The sequence below is a fragment of the Rhodanobacter sp. T12-5 genome (assembly GCF_008329435.1).
In the GTDB taxonomy this organism is placed as follows: Bacteria; Pseudomonadota; Gammaproteobacteria; order Xanthomonadales; family Rhodanobacteraceae; genus Rhodanobacter.
On the sequence record NZ_NPKN01000004.1, the window covers coordinates 146894 to 166687 of the forward strand.

Here is a 19794-nt window from a genome sequence, read left to right on the forward strand (position 1 = left end):
TCAGGTGTGCCATGACCGACGGTGCGATCAATCTCCAGGACAAGCTCGCCCGGTTCTCGGAACACTGGTCGCCCCGCGTCATTGCCGAAATGAATGACTACCAGTTCAAGCTCGTCAAGCTGCAGGGCGAGTTTGTCTGGCATGCGCACGCGGACACGGATGAAGTCTTCATCGTGCTCCAGGGCACCATGACGCTCGAGTTCAGGGACAAGGCCATCCCGCTCGCTGCCGGGGAAATGTACGTCGTTCCCAAAGGCGTGGAGCATCGCCCCGTGGCCGCGCAGGAATGCTGCGTGATGCTGGTCGAGCCACGCGGCGTGGTCAACACCGGCGATGCAGGCGGTGCCTATACCGCGCAGAACGACGTGTGGGTGTAGCGCACCCCGCGGTCACTTCAGCAGCGGGAATTCATGCAGGCTTCTTCGCGGAAGCGGGATCGGCCGGGGCGGCGTTCGCCGCCGGCGCTGGTCAACGCCGAGAGCGACGTCAAGCCGATGGCAGAGAAAGCTCTCTCAGTGCTTGGAGTCCATCAAGAATCAAAGGGGACGGAGGACGGAGGTAATTAATCCAATTTAACTACCTCCGTGCCCTTTGCTAGCGTCCCTTTGCTAACTCAGCCCCGCGGACGAGGCTTCTTCGGCGGTGGTCCGAGTTCGACCAGGGCCATGCCCACGATGGCCGCTTCAGCGATGATGGTTTCCAGTGCTGCCTTGCCCGCTTCGTTGACATACAGCACAGCCGCGGCTGTCAGCGGGTCCTTGAACACGGCAGCACTGACCGGCAGCCTGTCCTCGAAGAATGCCTCCTTCACGATCGAGCCGCTCGGACGCTTGGCCGAGCGAGCCTCGTCGATGCAGGGAATGACGTTGGTCACGTTGTAGAACCAGCGCGGCTCGCCCGCGCAATCCATCTCCAGGAACTGCCCGAAGCGCGACAGGAAGGGCTCGAGCGCAGCCTTTGCCCTGTCGTTCATGGCCAGGGCGCCAGGAGTCAGCGCACTGACATCTGCCAGCGGTTTGGGTTTCTTCTTTCCAGGTTCGACGAAGACTTCGACCTTGGGCTTCTTTGACCAGGAGAGGCTGGCACCAGAGGTGTCGAACATGCCCGACTCGACGTCCTTGTCACTGGCAAAGACCAGTGGCGCATAGTCATTGACGGAGCCGCTTTTGAGTTCCCATACCTTCACTTCCATCACCTCAGTAGTCGAAGTCGTCATTGAGGATGTCGTACCGGATGTCCTGCAGCGCTTTCCGGCCGTTTGCCTGGTTCGAGGGCTTCGCGAGCGTCTTTACCGAATTCCGCGCGGTTCTTCAGGGCAACCCCAGCACCACCCGCGCACCGGCACGAAACCGCCGACTCAGATCCAGCCGCGTACCGTCATGCAGCACGATCTCCGCCCCACCCTTGAACAACGGATGCACCTCGCGGATGCGCGCCAGGTTGACCAGCGTGCCGCGATGGATGCGCAGGAAGCGCGCCGGGTCGAGTTGCACCAGCAGGTGGCGCAAGGTGTCACGATGCAGGTAGCGGACCGGGCCGATATGGATGTGCAGGTAGTTGCCGTCGGCGCGGATCCAGTCGATGTCGTCGACGGCGAGCACGCGGATGTGTTCGCCGTGGCGTACGCTGAGGCGTTGCACGTAGCCGTTGGCGGGTGCCGGTTCGGTCGCGGCGCCGGTGCCGGCATGCAGGCCGTGCCAGTGCTGGTTCACCCGCGCCATCGCCTGGTCGAAGCGGGCCTGGTCGATCGGCTTGAGCACGTAGTCCAGCGCCATCGCGTCGAACGCGCGCAGCGCGTGTTCGGCGAAGGCGGTGGTGAACACCACCAGCGGCAGGCGGTCGGGCGCGAGTTCGTGCAGCAGTTCGAAGCCGTCCATGCCGGGCATCTGGATGTCCAGGAACAGCAGGTCCGGCTGCAGTGCGCGCACCGCCTGCATCGCCTCGGCGGCGTTGCCGCATTCGCCGACGATCTCCACTTCGGGGTGGCTGGCCAGCGCCTGGCGCAGCGCGAGGCGCGCCAGCACCTCGTCGTCGACCAGCACGGTGCGCAGGCGTGGCGTGTTGTTCATGCGACGTGCTCGGTGAACGGCAGGCGCACCTCGGCGCGCGTGCCGCCGCCGGGGATCGGGCTGAGTTCGAGTTGTGCCGCGTCGCCGAACAGCATGTGCAGGCGCGAGCGCGTATTGCCCAGGCCGATGCCTTCGGCCGTGCCGGCCGGCGGCAGGCCGAGCCCGTCGTCGTCCACGCGCAGTTGCAGATGGCCGCCGTCGCGGCGCGTGGAAATGCGCAGGGTGCCGGCGCCGGGCTTGTCCTGCAGGCCGTGGCGCAACGCGTTCTCCACCAGCGGCTGCAGGATCAGGTTCGGCACCGCCGCGGCCAGCGTGTCGTCGTCCACATCGAGTTGCGTGCTGAGCCGGTCCTGGAAACGCATCTGCTGGATGCCGAGATAGCAGGCGAGGAATTCCAGCTCGCGCGCCAGCGGCACCTGCGGCGCGTGGCGTTCCTCCAGGGTGAGCCGCAGGAAGTCGCTCAAGCGCGCGATCATCAGCCGCGCCTGCAGCGGGTCGGCCAGCGCCAGCGCCGAGATCGCGTTGAGCGTGTTGAACAGGAAGTGCGGCTGCAGCTGCATGCGCAGCGCCTGCAGTTGCGCCTGCGCCAGTTGCGTTTCCAGTTGCGTGCGGCGCAGCCTTTCGTCGCGCAGGTGCTGGCGCGATTCCATCCCGCGCAGCACCGCCAGGATCACCCAGTAGGTGAGCACGGCAAGGTGGAAGCTGTAGGCGAATTCCATGCCCATGTATTGGCCCAGCGTGCGCGCTTTCATCTGCCCGGGGCCGCTCAGGTTCCAGAACAGCACCAGGTGCGCCGCCATCTGCAGCAGCGCCACGCCCAGGCTGGCCGGTACCTGCACGGCGAAGAAGCGGCGCCAGCTGCGCCCTGCGGTCTGTCGCCCCAGCCAGCCCACCAGCGGCACGAGGGCCATCCACAGCCAGAAGTTGCCGAGGTTCCAGCTGAGCGCGCGCAGCCAGTTCGCCGGGTAGCCTTCGCTGATCGAGGACAGTCCGCTGCTCAGCGCATACGACAGCGCCAGCAGCGTCCAGAAGCCGAAGCCCAGGGTGAGTCGTTGCCAGCGCGGGGTGTCTTGGATGATCACGCGATACTCCCGTGCCGGCGGTGGGTGCGTGGCACGCTGTCGCCTGGAATCAGCGGCGGCCCGTCAGGGGCCGCCCGTTGCAGTGAGTCGGACCGAGGCACCCGCAGGGGCGTCTCGGCCAGCATCCGACCTGGCCGCAATGAAGCGGCGAACGAATGGTCAGGCAGCACCCGAGAGTTTTATGTAGGGAGCCAGGAAATGCATGTAGTCGGCCTTGCCCAGCGGGACGCCGAGCTTGCGCAGGATGGCGTATGCCGTGGTGACGTGGAAGTAGAGGTTCGGGAGAAGGTAATCGCTCACGTATTGCCGACCGGGCAGTTCACAGTACCTGCCCGGGCCAAGACCGATGCGCTTGACCTCGTCCAGCTTTTCATCGCCTACACGGATGCCGGAAACGAGTTCCCTGGTCTGCCGGATATGCGCGCGTGCCACGGCCACGGAGTCGACGTCCGCCGCCAGATTCTCCACCGGCTCGCCGGCGCACCATTGCGAGAAGCCACGCGGCTGATTGCACGCAATGGCGATCTGGCTCCCGAGCGGGAACATGTCCGGCGCAAGGCGTTCCTGCAGTGCTGCACCGAGATCGGCGAAGTGCTTTTCGCCGACATCGAGAATGTGGTCGAGGGCGTCGAGTCGCGACAGGAAGACACGCTGAAGCTCGACGATTTCCTGAGTGGCCATGTGGACTCCTGGAGGGTTGGCGTTGATGGTCGACGCCACAGTGTGCGGCCGACGCGCCGCATGCAACAGTGCTGGAGGCCATGCCCCGGCGACCGCATCGCGTTCAGTGGATCGGCCGATGGAGCAGCCAGGGAGCCAGCGCTACGCGGTGGATGCGCTGGCCACCGCCGCTGAAGTACAGCGTCCGGTGATCCGGGCTCAGGCGCGCTTCGTCGCCGGCCACGCCGAGGTCGCGCGGCGTGCTCCAGCCGGCGGGCGTGGCGAAGGCGATGAACAGGTCGTCGCCGTTCGGCGACGACGGCGCACGATCGGAACTGAAGACAAGGAAGGAACCATCGGGCGCCACTGCCGGGTCGTAGTCGGAATGTGCCTTGCCGCCGCCGAGCGCCAACGGTTGCGCCGCCGTGTAGTGGCCCTGCACGAAGCGGCTCCGATAGAGCCGGAACGCGCCGCTGGCCGGATCCGCGCGCATGAAATACACGCTGCCGTCGTTGGCCACCGCCGGCGAGAAGGTCGAGCTGTCGGCGTTCACTGTCGCGGGCAGGCGGGTGGGCGTGCCCCAGCCAGCGCCGACGCGATCCACTCGCCACAGGTTGCCGCCGCGACCGGGCCACGCCTTGCCGCCCCATTGGCCATCCAGCGCAGAGCCACCGCCAAGCGCCGGGCGGTTCGAGACGAACACCAGGTAGCTGCCGTCCGGTGCCATGGCCGGCTCGATGTCCATCCAGCGATGGGAGAACGGCGCGGGAGCCGGCGTCGACCACGCGGTGCCGTGGCGATGCGCCACGTACAGATGGCGGTCCGCACCGCGGCCGCGGGTGAACACCACCGTGTCGCCGTTCGGCGTGAAGGCGGGCGAGGCGTCGTGCGCCAGCGTCCAGGGCCCGGCCGCGGGAGGCGACCCGACGGTCGTGACTGCCCGCGCCGATACGGCGAAAGCACTGCCCAGGATCAGGGCGAGGATCCGCAACAGGTAATGGCTACGCATCGGAGCGCTCCGTGGCAGAAAACGCGATGAGGATTCGGCAGGTCGTCAGTGGCGCGGCCCGGCATGCGCATCCAGCCACGTTGCAAGCGCCACCTGCCAGATGTGGTCGTCGCCGTTGTTCCATGCCGCCGACGCGTGCGGATCGGATGGCGGCAGGCGGCGGTCGCTGTAGAAATACAGCGTGCGATGGTCGGGGCCGAGCTGCGCCCCCATGCTGTGCTTGCCGCCGTTGACGCTGTCTCCGAGATCGCGCAGCGCGCTCCAGCCCGCGGTCGTGTGGAACGCGATCGCGAGGCGATACGGTTGCTGCGCCGCGTGCTTCGTCGCCACCACGATGAAGGAGCGGTCGGGCGCGATCGCCGGGTCGCGGATCTGCGCATCCGCATCGCCCAGCTTCACCACGTACGGTGCCTGGTAGCTGCCGTCGCGATATGTCGTGCGCATCAGCCGCAGGCTCTCGTCCGGCGCAGCGCAGCCGATGAAATAAATGCTGCCGTCGGCGGCGACGCTGGGCGCGAACGTCATCGAACAGCGGTTGACGATCTCGGGCAGGCGCACCGGCGTGCCCCAGCCGCCGCCGCGCCGATCCACCCGCCACAGATTCATGCCCTGGCCGGCGCGGCGCTGGCCCGCGTGAACCGCATCGATCGGCTGGCCGCCGGGCGCGGCCGGCCGGTTCGAAACAAACAGCAGGAACGAGCCGTCCGGTGCCATCGCCGGATCGAGGTCGCGCCATCGCCCCGAGAACGGCGCGGCCTTCGGTGTCGACCAGCGACCGCCCCGGCGATGCGATTCCACCAAGGTGAAACTGTCGGTACCGCGCATGAAATACACCGTCGCGCCGTCCGGGGTGAACGCGGCCGCGCCATCATCGGCGTCGCCGGCGATGCTGTCCGGCGCGAAGATCGTCGGCACGGGCGGTGCGGCATGCGCGGCGGCAGCGAGCAGGCACGCGGTGATCATGAAGGTAGCCGGCAAGCGCATGGGATCTTCCTCGCCGCCTGCGCGGCGGCATCGCGGTGGATGACCGGTGCAGGATCGCGTGCCACATCGGTGTCGTCGCGGAGTGTGTGACGACCGGCGCAGCGGCGGTGACGAGCGGCATCCGTGTCCATGCAACCGGCCGGGAGGCGATGCGGCACGGGTGTCGCGCGATCCGGCGTGGCAGAACCGCCGCCGCCTCGGCAGGCCCGGCGCCGCCGGCCGCGGCATTCCGGCCGCTTGTCACGTCGCCACGGGCGTTTGTCACCGGAACGATGCGGCCGACCGCCCTGCGCGGCAATCTCGACCGGCGGCAAATCCGCCGCCGACGAGGGCAGCGACATGCGCAGGCAACACATCTTTCAGGTCAGCATGGCGTGCCTCGTCGTGCTGGTACTGGCGGCCGAGATCACCATCGCGGCGACCTCCGCCGCGAACGCGGCCGGCATCGACGAAACCGGCAAGACCGAGGCAGCGGTGATCGCGGTCGACCAGCACTGGCTGGAGGCCGAGCTCGGTGGCGACACGGCCTGGCTCGACGACCTGCTGCTGCCCGAGTACCGCTCGGTCGGTGCCGACGGCGCGGTGCATCCGAAGGCCGCGATCATCGCGCACGCGGCGAAGAACCGCGGCAACGATGCGGAGCGGCGCAAGGTCGAGGCATGGCTGAAGACGCATCCGTCCGGCAAGGCCGTGGTGATTCACGGCGACACCGCCATCCTCACGTTCTACGACCCGGCCCTGGGCGCGAGCAACGGCGTTCGTTCGTCCGACATCTTCGTCTACGTCGACGGCGGTTGGCACGCGCTGTATTCGCAGCACAGCGCCGTCGGCAAGAGCTAGCTCCTACAGCGTGCCGGGGCAATTCGGGTCGGGCCGATTCATTCGGTCCGATTCACCACGGAATCACGTCGCGGTCGCGGAAGAATCGTCCGGTCGGTGCGGGGACGGGCAGGCTGGCGGCCCAGACGATGCCGGCGGCACCGACGGCGACGGGACGGCCGCCGGGGCCGCCGAGCTCGGTGGCGACCCAGCCCGGGCATACCGCGTTGACCGCGATGCCGCTGCCTTCCAGCTCGGCCGCCAGCGTGCGGGTGTACGCGTTGAGGGCGGACTTGGAAGTGCGGTAGGCCACGCAGTGGCTACTGTTCGAGCCACTGGCGCCGCAGCCGCTGGAAACATTCACGATGCGACCGTAGCCGTGCCGGCGCATCAACGGCAGCAGCGCGCTGCACAGTCGCCAGGTGCCGAACAGGTGGGTCTGCATCGCATCGATTGCCGGTGCGATGTCGGCGCTGCTGGCCTGTGCGTCGTGGTCGTAATGGCCGCCGGCGTTGTTGACCAGCACGTCGAGCCGGCCGTAGGTGACCTCGATCCAGCGCACCAGCGTGTCGACCTGGTCCTGCTGCGTGACGTCGAGCTGCACCGCGATCACCTCGCCGGGCGCGCCGGTCAGCTGGCGCGCGGCATGCAGCCCCTTGTCCAGGTCGCGCGCGCCCAGCAGCACGGTCATGCCGCGTTCGCTGAGCTGGCGTGCCACCTCGAAGCCGAGGCCGCGGTTGGCGCCGGTGACCAGCGCCACGCGATAGACCGGTGCGGTAGCCGTCGCCGGTACGCGTCGGGCCGGCCGGCTCATGGCGCGCTGGCGGTATCGGCGTGGGCGACGGCGCTGCAGTGTTCGTCGCCGCACGCCTGCCAGCCGCCGCCGAGCGCCTTGTACAGCGCGACGGCGCGGGTGTTGATCGCCGCCTCGGCCTGGGCCAGGTCGTCTTCGGCGGCGAGCTGGGTGCGTTCGGCATCGAGCAGTTCGAGGAAACCGGTGGCACCTTCCTGGTAGCGCACACGGGCAAGGTCGGCGGCGCGCTTGCTCTGCGTGCCCTGCTCGATCAGGTGGTTCACGCGGATGCGTTGCTGGTTGAAGCCGGTGACCGCGTTGTCGATGTCCTCGATCGCTTCCAGCACGGTGCGCTGGTAGTTCGCCTGCGCCGCGTCGGTGCGTGCCTCGCTGGCGTGCAGGTTCGCCCGCACGCGTTGCACGTTGAGGCCGGGCCAGCTGATGCTGGGTGCCAGCGTCCACGCGCGCGTCGACGGGCTGCCGAAATCGTTGCTGCGTCCGGACAGGAAGCCGAGGAAGCCGCCCAGCGAGATGTGCGGGAAGAAGTCGGCCTTGGCCACGCCGATGCGCGCATTGGCGGCGGCGTATTCGCGTTCGGCCATCTGGACGTCCGGACGGCGTGCGAGCACGTCGCCGGCATCGCCGATCGGCAAGGTCGTTGCAATCGGCGTGAAGCTCTTCGGCGACACGTCGATGTCGAGCTCGCCCGGTCGCTCGCCCAGCAGTACCGCGAGGCGGAATTCACTGGCGCTCACCGCGGTCTGCAGCACCGGCAGCTGCGCCTGCACGGCGCTGAGGCGCGCTTTCGCGCTGGCCACATCCTGTTCGGAGCCGGCCCCGAGCTGCTGGCGCACCGCGGTCAGGTGCAGGGTCTGTCGCTGGTTCTCGATGTCGCGCTGGGCGATGTCGAGCCGCGACTGGCTGCCGCGCAACTCGAAATAATTGCGCGCGACCTCGGCCAGCAGGCTGACCTGCGCGTCGTGCAGCGCGGCCTCGCTGGCGCCGAGGTCGGCACCGGCCGCTTCCACCGAACGGCGTATGCCGCCAAACAGGTCCAGCTCCCACGACGCATCGAAGCCGGCCTGGTAGGTCGTGGTGGTGCGGCGCTGGTCGCTGAAGCCCGGCTGCTGGCCGCGGCTGCGGGTGTAGTTCACGTCCGTGTCGATCGTCGGCAACCGGGCGGCCTTGCTGCCGCTGAGCAGCGCACGCGATTCATGCAGACGCGCCACCGCGATGCGAAGGTCGAGGTTGTTCGCCGCGGCGCGCTGGATCAACGCGTCCAGCACCGGGTCGTTGAACTGCTTCCACCATGCGGCCTGGAATTGCGCGTTGTTCTCCTGCGTAGCGTCGAGGCCCTGTAGCTGCGGTGCGGCGATCTTCGCGGCGTGGTAGTTCGGTCCGACGCTGGCACAGCCGGCCAGTGCGAGAGCGGCGGCCAGCAACGACGCTCGAAGAACTACCACCGTCATCCCGGCGAAGGCCGGGATCGCACTTGTTCGTCTGCCGGGGTGTGCGGTGGTGCGATTCCTGCCTTCGCAGGAATGACGGCCAAAGGTTTCCTGCATCGTGTTGTGAATGAACGTTTTCATCAGTGGTTCTCCAGCGCCGGCAGCGCGTGCGCGGCGGCGCGTTCGGCTGCGCGCGCCTCGCGACGCTCGACCAGGGCGCGAATCAATACGTAGAACAGCGGTGTGTAGATCAGCCCGAAGATGGTCACGCCGAGCATGCCGGAGAACACCGCCACGCCCATCGCATGGCGCATCTCGGCACCGGCGCCGTGCGAGGTGACCAGCGGTACCACGCCCATGATGAAGGCGAACGACGTCATCAGGATCGGCCGCAGGCGCAGCTTCGCCGCTTCCAGCACGGCTTCGTGGCGGGCCATGCCTTCATGCTGGCGTTCGCGGGCGAACTCCACGATCAGGATCGCGTTCTTGCACGCCAGTCCGACCAAGACGATCAATCCGATCTGGGTGAAGATGTTGTTGTCGCCACCGGACAGCCACACGCCGGCGATCGCGGACAGCAGCACCATCGGCACGATCAGGATCACCGCCAGCGGCAACGACCAGCTCTCGTACAGCGACGACAGCACCAGGAACACCAGCAGCACGCACAGCGGGAACACCAGGATCGCGGTATTGCCGGCGAGGATCTGCTGGTAGGTCAGCTCGGTCCACTCGAAGCTCATGCCGTTGGGCAGGTTGTCCTTGGCCAGCTTTTCCATCGCCGCCTGCGCCTGGCCGGAACTGAAGCCGGGCGCCGGGCCGCCATTGATCTCGGCGGTCGGATAACCGTTGTAGTGCTGCACGCGGTCCGGGCCGGCACCGTGCTGTACGGTGACGAACGAGCCCAGCGGCACCATCTGGCCCTGCGCGTTGCGCGTCTTCAGTTGCAGGATGTCCTCGGGCGTGTGGCGGAACGCCGGGTCGGCCGACACGTTCACCTGGTAGGTACGGCCGAAACGGTTGAAGTCGTTGACGTAGAGCGAGCCCATGTAGGCCTGCATGGTCTGGTAGACGTCGCCCAGGTTCACTCCCTCGGCCTTGGCCTTCTCGCGGTTCACGTCGGCGTCCACCTGCGGCACGCTGACCTGGAAGCTGGAGAACAGCCCGGCCAGTGCAGGGTCTTTGCGGCTGGCGGCGATCAGGTTCTGGGTCTGCTTGTACAGCTCGTCGAAACCGCGATCGCTGCGATCCTCGATCTGCATGCGGAATCCGCCGATCGTGCCCAGCCCCATGACCGGCGGCGGCGGGAACACCGCGATGTAGGCGTCCTGGATCGCGCCGAACTTCTGGTTCAGCGCACCGGCGATCGCGCCGGCGGAAAGATCCGCGCTGCGCCGATCCTCGAACGGCTTCAGCGTGACGAACACGATGCCGGAGTTGGTCGAGTTGGTGAAACCGTTGATCGACAGGCCGGGGAAGGCGACGGCATGTTCCACGCCCGGCTGCTTCAGCGCGATTGCGCTCATGCGCCGGATGACGTCGTCCGAACGATCGAGTGACGCCGCGTCGGGCAGCTGGGCGAACGCCACCAGGTACTGCTTGTCCTGGCCCGGCACGAAACCGGTCGGTACGTGCGAGAAGCCGAACCAGGTCAGCGCGATCAGGCCGGCGTAGACCACCAGCGCCAGCTTGCCCTTGCCCACGATGCGCTTGACGCCTCCCACGTAACGCTCCGAGCCGCGGTGGAACATCCGGTTGAACGGGCGGAACAGCCAGCCGAACGCACGGTCGATCCCGCGGGTGAGGCGGTCCTTCGGCGCGTTGTGCGGCTTCAGCAGCACGGCGGCCAGCGCCGGGCTCAGGGTCAGCGAGTTGAACGCGGAGATCACCGTGGAGATCGCGATGGTCAGCGCGAACTGGCGATAGAACTGGCCGGTGAGGCCGCTGACGAAGGCGGTCGGGATGAACACCGCGCACAGCACCAGCGCGGTCGCCACGATCGGGCCGGTGACTTCGTGCATTGCCTGGCGCGTGGCCTCCTTCGGCGCCTGGCCGAGCTCGATGTGGCGCTCCACGTTCTCCACCACCACGATGGCGTCATCGACCACGATGCCGATTGCCAGCACCAGTCCGAACAGGCTCAAGGCATTGAGCGAGAAGCCGGCCAGGTACATCACCGCGAACGTGCCGATCAGCGATACCGGAACCGCCACCAGCGGGATGATCGAGGCGCGCCAGGTCTGCAGGAACAGGATCACCACCAGCACCACCAGCAGGATCGCTTCCAGCAGCGTGTGCACCACCGCCTCGATCGAGCCGCGCACGAACACAGTCGGGTCGTACACGATCGAATAGTCGACGCCTTGCGGGAAATCCTTCTTCAGCTGCGCCATCGTGGCGCGCACTTCGTCGGAGATCTGGATCGCGTTGGAGCCGGGCCGCGCGAAGATCGGCAGCGCCACCGCCGGCTTGTTGTCGAGCAGGCTGCGCAGCGCGTAGTTGTTCGAGCCGAGGTCGACCTTGGCGACATCACTCAGATGCGTCACGCCGCCGTTCGCGTCGGTGCGCACGATGATGTTGCGGAAGTCGTCCTCGCTGACCAGCCGGCCGCGGGTGTTGATGTTGAGCTGGAACGCATTGTTGCTCGGGCCGGGCGGCGCATTCAGCGCACCGGCGGCGACCTGCACGTTCTGCTCGCGGATCGCGTTGATCACGTCGCCGGTGGTAAGCGAGCGCTGCGCCAGCTTTTGCGGGTCCAGCCACACGCGCATCGAGTACTCGCCGGCACCGAAGATCTGCACGTCGCCGATGCCGTCGAGCCGGCCCAGCACATCCTTCACGTGCAATCGCGCGTAGTTCGACAGATACAACATGTCGTAGCGCTGATCGGGCGAGGTGAGATGCACGACCATGGTCAGGTCGGGCGAACTCTTCTGCGTGGTGACGCCGAGCCGCTGCACTTCCTCCGGCAGTTTCGGCAGGGCCTGCGCCACGCGGTTCTGCACGTCGACCTGGGCGTTGTTGAGATCGGTGCCCAGCGCGAACGTCACGGTCAGCGTCAGGCTGCCGTCACTGGTGGCCTGCGAGGAGGTGTACAGCATGCCTTCGGCACCGTTGATCTGCTCCTCCAGCGGCGTGGCGACGGTCTGCGCGATCACCTTCGGGTTGGCACCGGGATAGCTGGCGTGCACCACCACGGTGGGCGGTACCACTTCCGGGTATTCGCTGATCGGCAGCTGGAACACCGCGATGGAGCCGGTGATCACGAACAGCAGCGACAGCACGGCGGCCATGATTGGCCGGTCGACGAAGAACTGGGCAATGTTTTTCATGCAATGAATCCTCGACGAAGCCGCTGCGCGGCCTCGGTCTTCTTTGCTCCTCCCCCTGCACGGCAGGGAGCGGGAGAGTGTGTTCAGCCTTGCGGGGTCTTTGCGGTCGCCGTGTTGGCCTGCGCGGTGCGCGAATCGGCGTTCGGTGCATCGCCCCGCTCGACCAGCGCCTTGTCCGTGCTGTCCAGCCGGTAGCTCATCGCCACTTTCTGCGGATTCACCTCGACCCCGGGGCGCACGCGCTGCAGGCCGTTCACCACCACCAGGTCGTTGGCGGTCAGGCCGCTGTCGACCACGCGCAGGCCATGCACCAGCGCGCCGGTGTCGACCTTGCGGTATTGCACCTTGTTGTCCTTGTCGACCACGTAGACGAACTGGTTGCCGAGGTCGGTGCCGATCGCGCGGTCGTCCACCAGTACGCGCGGGCGCGCCTGGCCGCTCTGCAGCTGCACGCGGGCGTACAGGCCGGGCGTGTACAGCCCGTCGGCGTTGTCGAACACCGCGCGCAGGCGCATCGTGCCGGAGCCGGTGTGCAACTGGTTGTCGACGAAGTCGAGGCGGCCCTCATGCGGGTAGCCCGTCTCGTCGGCCAGGCCCATCGCGGCCTCGATCCGCGCGTTGCGGCCGGCCTGCTTCGCGCTGGCGCGCAGATGGTCGAGCTTGAGCCAGGTCTGCTCGTCCACGTCGAAGTAGACGTAGACCGGGTTGACCGAGACCACGCTGGTCAGCACGTCGTTGCTGGTGACCAGGTTGCCGGGGGTGACGCGGGCATTGCTGACGCGACCGTCGATCGGCGAGCGCACCTGGGTGAAGTCCAGGTTCAGCCGCGCCGCGGCCAGTGCGGCGGTGGCGGCACCGAGCTGCGCCCGCGCGCTTTGCGCGGTGGTGGCCTGGCGGTCGGCTTCCTGCTGCGCGATCGCGTGCTGGGCCAGCAGCATCTCGGCGCGGCGCTGGTTGGTCTCGGCCAGGCTCAGTTCGGCCTTGGCCTGTGCCTGGTTGGCGACCAGCCGGTCGACCTCGGCCTGGTAGGGGCGGGCGTCGAGCTGGAACAGCACGTCGCCCTTGTGCACCAGCGCGCCCTCCTGGAAATGCACCGACTCCACGAAGCCGCCGACCCGCGGCTGCACCTGGACCGTGTTGACCGCCTGCAGCCGGCCGGTGAACTCGGCACTGTCGCTGACCTTGCGGCTCAACGCCTGCGCCACGGTCACTTCCGGCGGCGGCCCACCGGCGGGGCTTTGCGCATGGCTGTCGTCGCCGTGCAGGAGAACCCAGCTGCCCAGTACGGCGACGGCGATCAGGGGGACCAGCATCCATTGTTTTTTCATCTTTCGCTCCCAACACCTTGTTTGCCGGGCAGGGGATTCCCCGGCGAGGGTCGAGAGAATAGGTGTACTTACGGGTATAGAAAATCCGTTTCTTGCGCATTACACTCGTGCGCCGCAGTCACGAATCGACGAGGAATTGAAACAATGGAAGACTTTTCCGCCATTTCGACCTTCGTCCGCGTGGTCGAGGCCAAGAGTTTCGCTGCCGCCGCCAACCAGCTCGGCATGACCCCGTCCGGTGTCAGCCGGGCCGTTTCCCGGCTGGAAGCCCAGCTCGGCGCCCGGCTGCTGTTCCGCTCCACCCGGTCCCTGCGTCTGACCGACGATGGGGCCTCTTTCCACGCGCGTTGCAAGGAGATCCTCGCCGACCTGGCCGAGGCGACCGAGGCGCTGAACTTTGCCAACAGCAAGCCGACCGGCAAGTTGCGCGTGGGCATCTCGCTATCGGTGGGCCGCGCTGCGGTGATCCCCCGCCTGTCCGAGTTCGAGCAGCGTTACCCGGACATCCGGCTGGAGTTGTCGATGAGCGACACGCCGGCGGACCTCAACGGCGAAGGTCTGGATTGCGCGATCCGTGTCGGCCAACTGGAGGATTCCAGCCTGATCGCGCGCAAGATCGGCTACCTGAGCAACGTGGTGTGCGCCTCGCCGGAGTACCTGCGCAAGCACGGCGCGCCGCGCAGTATCGAGGACCTGAAGGATCACCGCTGCATCAACTACGTCTATCCGAACGGCCGTCCGCGCCAGTGGCAGTTCGACACGCCAGGCGGGCAGGTGAGCGTGGACATCGACGCGCACATGCTGATCAACGACGGCGAATCGGTGTTGCAGGCGGTGGCGGCCGGCCTGGGCATCACCCAGATGCCGCGCATGATGGCCGCATGCATGCTCGACAAGGGCATGCTGCAGATGGTGATGACCGACACCAATTCCACCGGCAAGCCGGTGTGGCTCGTCTACCCGCAGAAGAAACACCTGTCCGCCCGCGTGCAGGCCTTCATGGAATGGGTGCGCGAGCTGTTCGACCGCACCAATCAGTGCACGGTCGCCACCCCGAAAGCCATGCCGAAACCGGTGCGCAAGGAACTGCTGGCCGAAGTGGCGTAGACAGGCGCCGGCCGCGGCAGGTTTCAGCCCCCGGCCGGCACCAGCAGCAACAGTGCCACGCCGAAGGCGATGCGGTAGATCGCGAACGGGGTGAAGGTGTGGCTGCGGATGTAGCCGAGCAGCCACTTCACCGCGACGAACGCCATGACCGCCGAGACCACGAAGCCGACCAGCAGGGCGGTCCAATCCTCGTGCGCGGCGCCGCCGTCCTTCACCACCTTCAGCAGCTCGTAGCCGGTGGCCGCGTACATCGTGGGTATGCCGACGAGAAACGCGAATTCGGTGGCCGCCGCGCGGTTGCTGGTGCCGAACAGCATCGCCGCGAAGATCGTCGCGGCCGAGCGCGAAGTGCCGGGGAAAATGCCGGCGAGCATCTGCGCGATGCCGACCAGGATCGCCACGCGCCAGGTCACCTCGCTGCGATCGGGCTGGCGCGCGGCCAGCCGCTCGGCGGCGATCATCCACAAGCCGCCGATCACCAGCGCCCAGGCTACCGGCGTCACCGTCTCGGGCAACTTGAAGCCCAGCTTCACTGCGACAAAGCCGAGCACGGCGGTGATCGCGAACGCCACCATCAGCTTCAGCAGGTAGTCGCGGTTGGCCGGATCGCGCCACTGCGTCAGCAGTTGCCAGATGCGTTTCCAGTAGATCAGCGTGACCGCGAGGATCGCGCCGGCCTGGATGCCGATGTTGAACAGGTCCGAGCGGGCGCCCAGGCCGAATTTCTCGGCGATCAGCAAATGACCTGTCGAGGAGATCGGCAGGAATTCGGTGATGCCCTCGATGATGCCAAGCAGGATGACGTGGAGCAGGTCGGTCACGGGCGGGTCCGTTGCAAGGTGGGACAGCGCTGGCGCACACGTCGCCGGCATGACGCCATAGCTTACGGGGTTTGCCGTCGCGCCGGACGGCCGCGGGCCGGGCGGGCTCGCCGGAACAGTGCAGACGCAGCCGCAGAAGGCTGTGGCTGGTGCCGACGCCGAGCGGTCGTGTCGTCGCCGATGGTGCGGCGGCTACGGCTTTCGCCAGTGGCGCATGGTCTGCCGGGGCCATGGGGAGGCTGCAGCCGCTTGGCCATGTCATGGCGCATGGACGTCTGGACGGCCATCGGCACAACAGCATTGCTCGCGGTGCGTGGCCGTTCCGGATTCCGGCAAAGCGGTTGCCTGGCTTCGGCGTGCACGGCATCGGCGGTGCGTTGCCGACTGCGTGATCGGCGCGCCGGTGCCGGGGAGCGCCCGGTGGTCACCGGCTTGGCGTGTGGCTGGCGGGCGGGGCATCATCGTGGCGTGGGGCGGGCTGACTGAAGGTCAAGGTGGTGTTCGGCCTGCGCCTGCCGCACGAGGCCGGCGCACGAAGGGCGGGGCATTACCTCGCGTTGGCGAAAGTACCTACGATGGGCGTGCCGGCGATCAAACCGGAAATGCTATGACTCACGATGGTGCAATCACGTTTGCAGATTGCACTATCATGAAGCCAATTTGCTTGCCGAGCTGCCCCGGAAGCCCCTCAGTCGTTGCCGCGGCGCGGGTTCGCCCCGCTGGCACGGGCCTTGCTCAGATCACCCAGATCACCCATCCCAACGAGGTTGCTCCATGTCCGCCGCCAACACCGTGCTCGACCTGATCCAGGAACACGAGGTCGAGTTCGTCGACTTCCGTTTCGCCGACATGCTCGGCGTGCATCACCACGTCACCTTCCCGGCCCACGCGATCGACGAGTCGACGTTCGAGGACGGCAAGATGTTCGACGGCTCCTCGATCACCGGCTGGAAGGGCATCAACGAGTCGGACATGATCCTGCTGCCCGATCCGGACACCGCCCACCTCGATCCATTCAGTGCGCACGTGCAGTTGATCCTGCATTGCGACGTGCTGGAGCCGAGCACCATGCAGGCTTACGGCCGCGACCCGCGCTCGATCGCCAAGCGCGGCGAGGCGTTCCTGAAATCCACCGGCATCGCCGACACCGCATTCTTCGGCCCCGAGCCGGAGTTCTTCATTTTCGATTCGGTGCGCTGGCAGAACGACCCGGGCCGCGTGTTCTACGAGATCGGCTCCGAGGAAGCGGCGTGGTCGTCGCGCTACAAGTACGACGGCAACAACACCGGCCACCGGCCCGGCGTGAAGGGCGGCTACTTCCCGGTCAGCCCGGTCGATTCGCTCGGCGACCTGCGCGCGGACATGTGCAAGGTGCTCGAATCGCTCGGCCAGAAGGTCGAGGTGCATCACCATGAAGTGGCGAATGCCGGCCAGTGCGAGATCGGCGTGCGCTTCAACACGCTGGTGAAGAAGGCCGACGAACTGATGACGATGAAGTACGTCATCAAGAACGTGGCGCACCAGAACGGCAAGACCGTCACCTTCATGCCCAAGCCGCTGGTCGGCGACAACGGCAGCGGCATGCACGTGCACCAGTCGCTCAGCAAGAACGGCGAGAACCTGTTCGCCGGCGACCTGTACGGCGGCCTGAGCCAGACCGCGCTGTGGTACATCGGCGGCATCTTCAAGCACGCCCGCGCGATCAACGCGTTCGCCAACTCCACCACCAACAGCTACAAGCGCCTGGTGCCGGGCTTCGAGGCGCCGGTGATGCTGGCCTACTCCGCACGCAATCGTTCGGCGAGCTGCCGCATCCCGTACGTGGCCAGCCCGAAGGGCCGCCGCATCGAGGTGCGCTTCCCCGACCCGATGAACTCCGGCTACCTGGTGTTCACTGCGCTGATGATGGCCGGTCTGGACGGCATCTTGAACAAGATCGACCCGGGCGCACCGGCCGACAAGGATTTGTACGACCTGCCGCCGGAAGAAGAAAAGAACATCCCCCAGGTCTGCTCCAGCCTCGACGCCGCGCTGGAAGCGCTGGACAAGGACCGCGACTTCCTCAAGGCCGGCGGCGTGTTCACCGACGACTTCATCGACGCCTACATCGAGGTGAAGATGAAGGAAGTCACCAAGTACCGCGCCAGCACGCATCCGCTGGAATTCCAGATGTACTACTCGCTCTGAGCGGATGGTTCATGCGGTGAGAACAACGGGCGCCTCGGCGCCCGTTGTGTTTGCGCGGTCCGTACCCGCCCATGCACTGCCGCAGTCGGCGCGTGGAGTCGGCGCGCGAGAACGCGACGGATCGTCGACACGGCAACCACGCCGGCGCGTTGGCGTGTCGAGCAAAACCGTCCGACCTCGTGGCGCGGGCGCGCGCTCCGGTCAGCGCAGCGCGGCGGAGTTGCCGTCTGTCTGCGGCGGCCATTGGGCCGCGTGGTATTTCGTCGCGATGCCCTTGAGCAGGGTCGCCAGGTCATCAGCATCATGCCAGTGGCCCGCTGCCATGACCCCGAGCGGATGTTCCAGGGTCCGGAGGTCGTCCAGCGGATTGACCGCCGAGAGCACCAGGTCGGCGCGGCTGCCCACCGCGACGGTGCCGAAATGCTGCGCACCTGGTTTGGCTGTCGCGATCAACTGCCCCGGCACGCGGGTGGCCGCCGACAAGACCTCGAAGCGGCTCAAGCCAGCCTGTTCCAGTGCATGCAGGTCCTGATGCAGCGAAAAGCCCGGCACCAGTCCCGGCAGCGAGGGCGCATCCGTGTCTGTGATCAAGGGAACGCCGGCGTCGTCGAGCGCCTGGACGAACCTCCCGGGTTTTGCTGCCGCCCGTCATGGCCGGCGCCTGGTGCTTGCGGGAAGCAAGCTCGCCCCGACGGCGCCGACGCCGATCAGGGCTATGTTCATCGTGTTCTCCCGGATCTGATCATCGACCTCATTGGCGACGACGCTCGCCATCCCCGGCGATCATGGCGCGACGCTGGCTATCGGGTCAGACTGACACCGTGAATGTCCGCCATGCGCGGGCATGAACCGTCCACCCCTGCGGAGTTCTTCCGATGCCTGAGCAAAGTACTCCTGCGATCCGCATGCCGACGATCTTCTTCGGCCATGGCAACCCGATGAACGCGCTGCACGACAACGACTGGAGCCGCGGCTGGGCCGCGATCGGCCGGCGCCTGCCGCGCCCGCGCGCGGTGTTGTCGGTATCGGCGCATTGGTACCTGCCCGGCACCGCGGTGACCGCCATGCCATCGCCACGCACGATCCACGATTTCGGCGGCTTTCCGCGCGAGTTGTTCGAGGTGCAATACCCGGCGCCGGGTGACCTCGAGCTGGTGCGTCGCGTGCGCGAACTGCTGCAGCCGCTGGACGTGGGCGAGGATCGCTCGTGGGGGCTGGACCACGGCACCTGGTCGGTGCTGCGCCACGTCTATCCCGACGCCGACGTGCCGGTGGTGCAGCTGTCCATCGACGAGTCGCAGCCGCCTGCGTTCCACTACGGCCTGGGCCGCCTGCTGCGGCCGCTGCGCGACGAGGGCATCCTGCTGATCGGCAGCGGCGACGTGGTGCACAACCTGCACGCCTACGCCTGGGGCCGGCACCCGGCCGAGCCGTTCGACTGGGCGCTGCGCTTCGAGGCGAACGCGCGCGAGCTGATGTCGCAGGGCGATCACCAGGCCCTGGTGAACTACGAGACGCTGGGCCGCGACGCCGAACTGTCGATACCGACGCCCGACCATTACCTGCCACTGCTGTACGTGCTCGGCGCCAGCGACGAGGGCGAGCCGGTGACGTTCCCGGTCGAAGGCATGGACGGCGGTTCGATCTCGATGCTGAGCGTGCAGTTCGGCTGAGCGTGTCCGCGCATGCCGCGGTTCAGCCGGCGAATGGTCCGGCTGTGGACGATGGCGCGTCAGCGACGGGTTTCGCGCTGACCTTCCTCCTGCACGGTGAGGATCGCCTCCGGCGTGGTCTCCAGACGGCTCAGCGGGATCGGCTCGCCGCTGAGGTCGGACAGACCATAACTGCCTTCCTCGATCTTCTGCAGCGCGCGTTCGATGTTCGCGACGCGGCGCTTGTTCACGTCGTGCAGCGCCTGGTCGATTTCCCGCTGCGCCATGTCCTGCGCATCCTCTTCTTCCTCCGCGGCCTCGTCGCCGTGTTCCAGCCGGAACGCCCGTTCGTGTTCCAGGCTGTCTTCCTCGCCGCGCATCAACTGGTTGCGCAGCGCGATCAGCTGCTGGCGCTGGCGCTCGATGAATTCCCGGCTCAGGCCGGCATGCTGCTGCGAGGACATGGATGCTTCCGGTCGCGGCGCCCGTTCGCCATATCTGCC

19 protein-coding genes are annotated in these 19794 nt (G+C 67.2%); 6 read left to right on the plus strand and 13 right to left on the minus strand.

Annotated elements, in window-relative coordinates; genetic code table 11:
* Positions 1 to 11 precede the first annotated feature (11 nt).
* Positions 12 to 377 carry a cupin domain-containing protein gene (locus CIW53_RS10360; protein ID WP_172969637.1) on the plus strand — a complete coding sequence of 122 codons (366 nt, stop codon included), beginning with the start codon at positions 12 to 14 and terminating at the stop codon, positions 375 to 377.
* Between the two features lie 236 nt (positions 378 to 613).
* On the opposite strand, the gene CIW53_RS10365 is transcribed toward CIW53_RS10360, so the two are convergent.
* The 6 genes from CIW53_RS10365 to CIW53_RS10390 form a co-directional block, all read right to left on the minus strand.
* Positions 614 to 1216 (minus strand): hypothetical protein, encoded by a 603-nt coding sequence (locus tag CIW53_RS10365; RefSeq protein WP_242451850.1) that lies wholly within the window; start codon positions 1214 to 1216, stop codon positions 614 to 616.
* Between the two features lie 94 nt (positions 1217 to 1310).
* Complete coding sequence (locus CIW53_RS10370; protein ID WP_149364642.1) at positions 1311 to 2069, minus strand: response regulator; 759 nt, start codon at positions 2067 to 2069, stop codon at positions 1311 to 1313.
* On the minus strand, positions 2066 to 3151 hold the full coding sequence (locus CIW53_RS10375; protein ID WP_149364643.1) for a histidine kinase: 1086 nt from the start codon (positions 3149 to 3151) through the stop codon (positions 2066 to 2068). Before CIW53_RS10375 ends, CIW53_RS10370 begins: the two co-directional genes overlap by 4 nt.
* Before the next feature lie 159 nt (positions 3152 to 3310).
* A complete protein-coding gene (locus CIW53_RS10380) occupies positions 3311 to 3832 on the minus strand; it encodes a DUF1993 domain-containing protein (protein WP_149364644.1) in 522 nt (173 codons plus the stop codon).
* Between the two features lie 103 nt (positions 3833 to 3935).
* Positions 3936 to 4820: a PD40 domain-containing protein gene (locus CIW53_RS10385; RefSeq protein WP_149364645.1), complete on the minus strand. Its 885-nt coding sequence runs from the start codon at positions 4818 to 4820 to the stop codon at positions 3936 to 3938.
* 45 nt (positions 4821 to 4865) lie between these two features.
* Positions 4866 to 5804: a PD40 domain-containing protein gene (locus CIW53_RS10390; protein WP_172969638.1), complete on the minus strand. Its 939-nt coding sequence runs from the start codon at positions 5802 to 5804 to the stop codon at positions 4866 to 4868.
* Between the two features lie 339 nt (positions 5805 to 6143).
* Here CIW53_RS10390 and CIW53_RS10395 point away from each other — a divergent pair, with 339 nt between their 5' ends.
* On the plus strand, positions 6144 to 6644 hold the full coding sequence (locus tag CIW53_RS10395; RefSeq protein WP_149364647.1) for a DUF4440 domain-containing protein: 501 nt from the start codon (positions 6144 to 6146) through the stop codon (positions 6642 to 6644).
* Between the two features lie 52 nt (positions 6645 to 6696).
* Here CIW53_RS10395 and CIW53_RS10400 read toward each other — a convergent pair whose 3' ends face one another.
* From CIW53_RS10400 to CIW53_RS10415, 4 genes are all read right to left on the minus strand, one after another.
* Positions 6697 to 7437 carry an SDR family oxidoreductase gene (locus tag CIW53_RS10400; protein ID WP_149364648.1) on the minus strand — a complete coding sequence of 247 codons (741 nt, stop codon included), beginning with the start codon at positions 7435 to 7437 and terminating at the stop codon, positions 6697 to 6699.
* The gene (locus CIW53_RS10405; RefSeq protein ID WP_149364789.1) at positions 7434 to 8885 is read right to left on the minus strand and encodes a TolC family protein; all 1452 of its coding nucleotides are present in this window, start codon (positions 8883 to 8885) and stop codon (positions 7434 to 7436) included. Before CIW53_RS10405 ends, CIW53_RS10400 begins: the two co-directional genes overlap by 4 nt.
* Positions 8886 to 9004: 119 nt before the next feature.
* Entirely contained in the window at positions 9005 to 12196 is a 3192-nt protein-coding gene (locus CIW53_RS10410) for an efflux RND transporter permease subunit (RefSeq protein ID WP_149364649.1), read from the minus strand.
* An 83-nt stretch (positions 12197 to 12279) separates the two neighbouring features.
* Positions 12280 to 13524, minus strand: coding sequence for an efflux RND transporter periplasmic adaptor subunit (locus CIW53_RS10415; RefSeq protein WP_149364650.1), 1245 nt, complete (start codon positions 13522 to 13524; stop codon positions 12280 to 12282).
* Between the two features lie 144 nt (positions 13525 to 13668).
* Between CIW53_RS10415 and CIW53_RS10420 the strand changes: the two genes are divergently transcribed.
* Complete coding sequence (locus CIW53_RS10420; RefSeq protein ID WP_149364651.1) at positions 13669 to 14631, plus strand: LysR family transcriptional regulator; 963 nt, start codon at positions 13669 to 13671, stop codon at positions 14629 to 14631.
* A 23-nt stretch (positions 14632 to 14654) separates the two neighbouring features.
* Here the strand turns inward: CIW53_RS10420 and CIW53_RS10425 are convergent, their stop codons facing one another.
* Positions 14655 to 15452: an undecaprenyl-diphosphate phosphatase gene (locus CIW53_RS10425; RefSeq protein WP_149364652.1), complete on the minus strand. Its 798-nt coding sequence runs from the start codon at positions 15450 to 15452 to the stop codon at positions 14655 to 14657.
* Positions 15453 to 15601: 149 nt separating this feature from the next.
* Between CIW53_RS10425 and CIW53_RS10430 the strand changes: the two genes are divergently transcribed.
* Together CIW53_RS10430 and glnA are read left to right on the plus strand one after the other, a co-directional pair.
* Entirely contained in the window at positions 15602 to 15844 is a 243-nt protein-coding gene (locus tag CIW53_RS10430) for a hypothetical protein (protein WP_149364653.1), read from the plus strand.
* Positions 15845 to 16226: 382 nt separating this feature from the next.
* Positions 16227 to 17639, plus strand: coding sequence for a type I glutamate--ammonia ligase (glnA, locus tag CIW53_RS10435; protein ID WP_149364654.1), 1413 nt, complete (start codon positions 16227 to 16229; stop codon positions 17637 to 17639).
* Positions 17640 to 17840: 201 nt separating this feature from the next.
* Here the strand turns inward: glnA and CIW53_RS10440 are convergent, their stop codons facing one another.
* Entirely contained in the window at positions 17841 to 18230 is a 390-nt protein-coding gene (locus tag CIW53_RS10440) for a hypothetical protein (protein ID WP_149364655.1), read from the minus strand.
* A gap of 284 nt (positions 18231 to 18514) precedes the next feature.
* On the opposite strand from CIW53_RS10440, the gene ygiD reads away from it, so the two are divergent.
* Complete coding sequence (ygiD, locus tag CIW53_RS10445) at positions 18515 to 19312, plus strand: 4,5-DOPA dioxygenase extradiol (RefSeq protein ID WP_242451851.1); 798 nt, start codon at positions 18515 to 18517, stop codon at positions 19310 to 19312.
* Between the two features lie 59 nt (positions 19313 to 19371).
* Here the strand turns inward: ygiD and CIW53_RS10450 are convergent, their stop codons facing one another.
* A complete protein-coding gene (locus CIW53_RS10450; RefSeq protein WP_149364656.1) occupies positions 19372 to 19755 on the minus strand; it encodes a TraR/DksA family transcriptional regulator in 384 nt (127 codons plus the stop codon).
* Positions 19756 to 19794 lie beyond the last annotated feature (39 nt).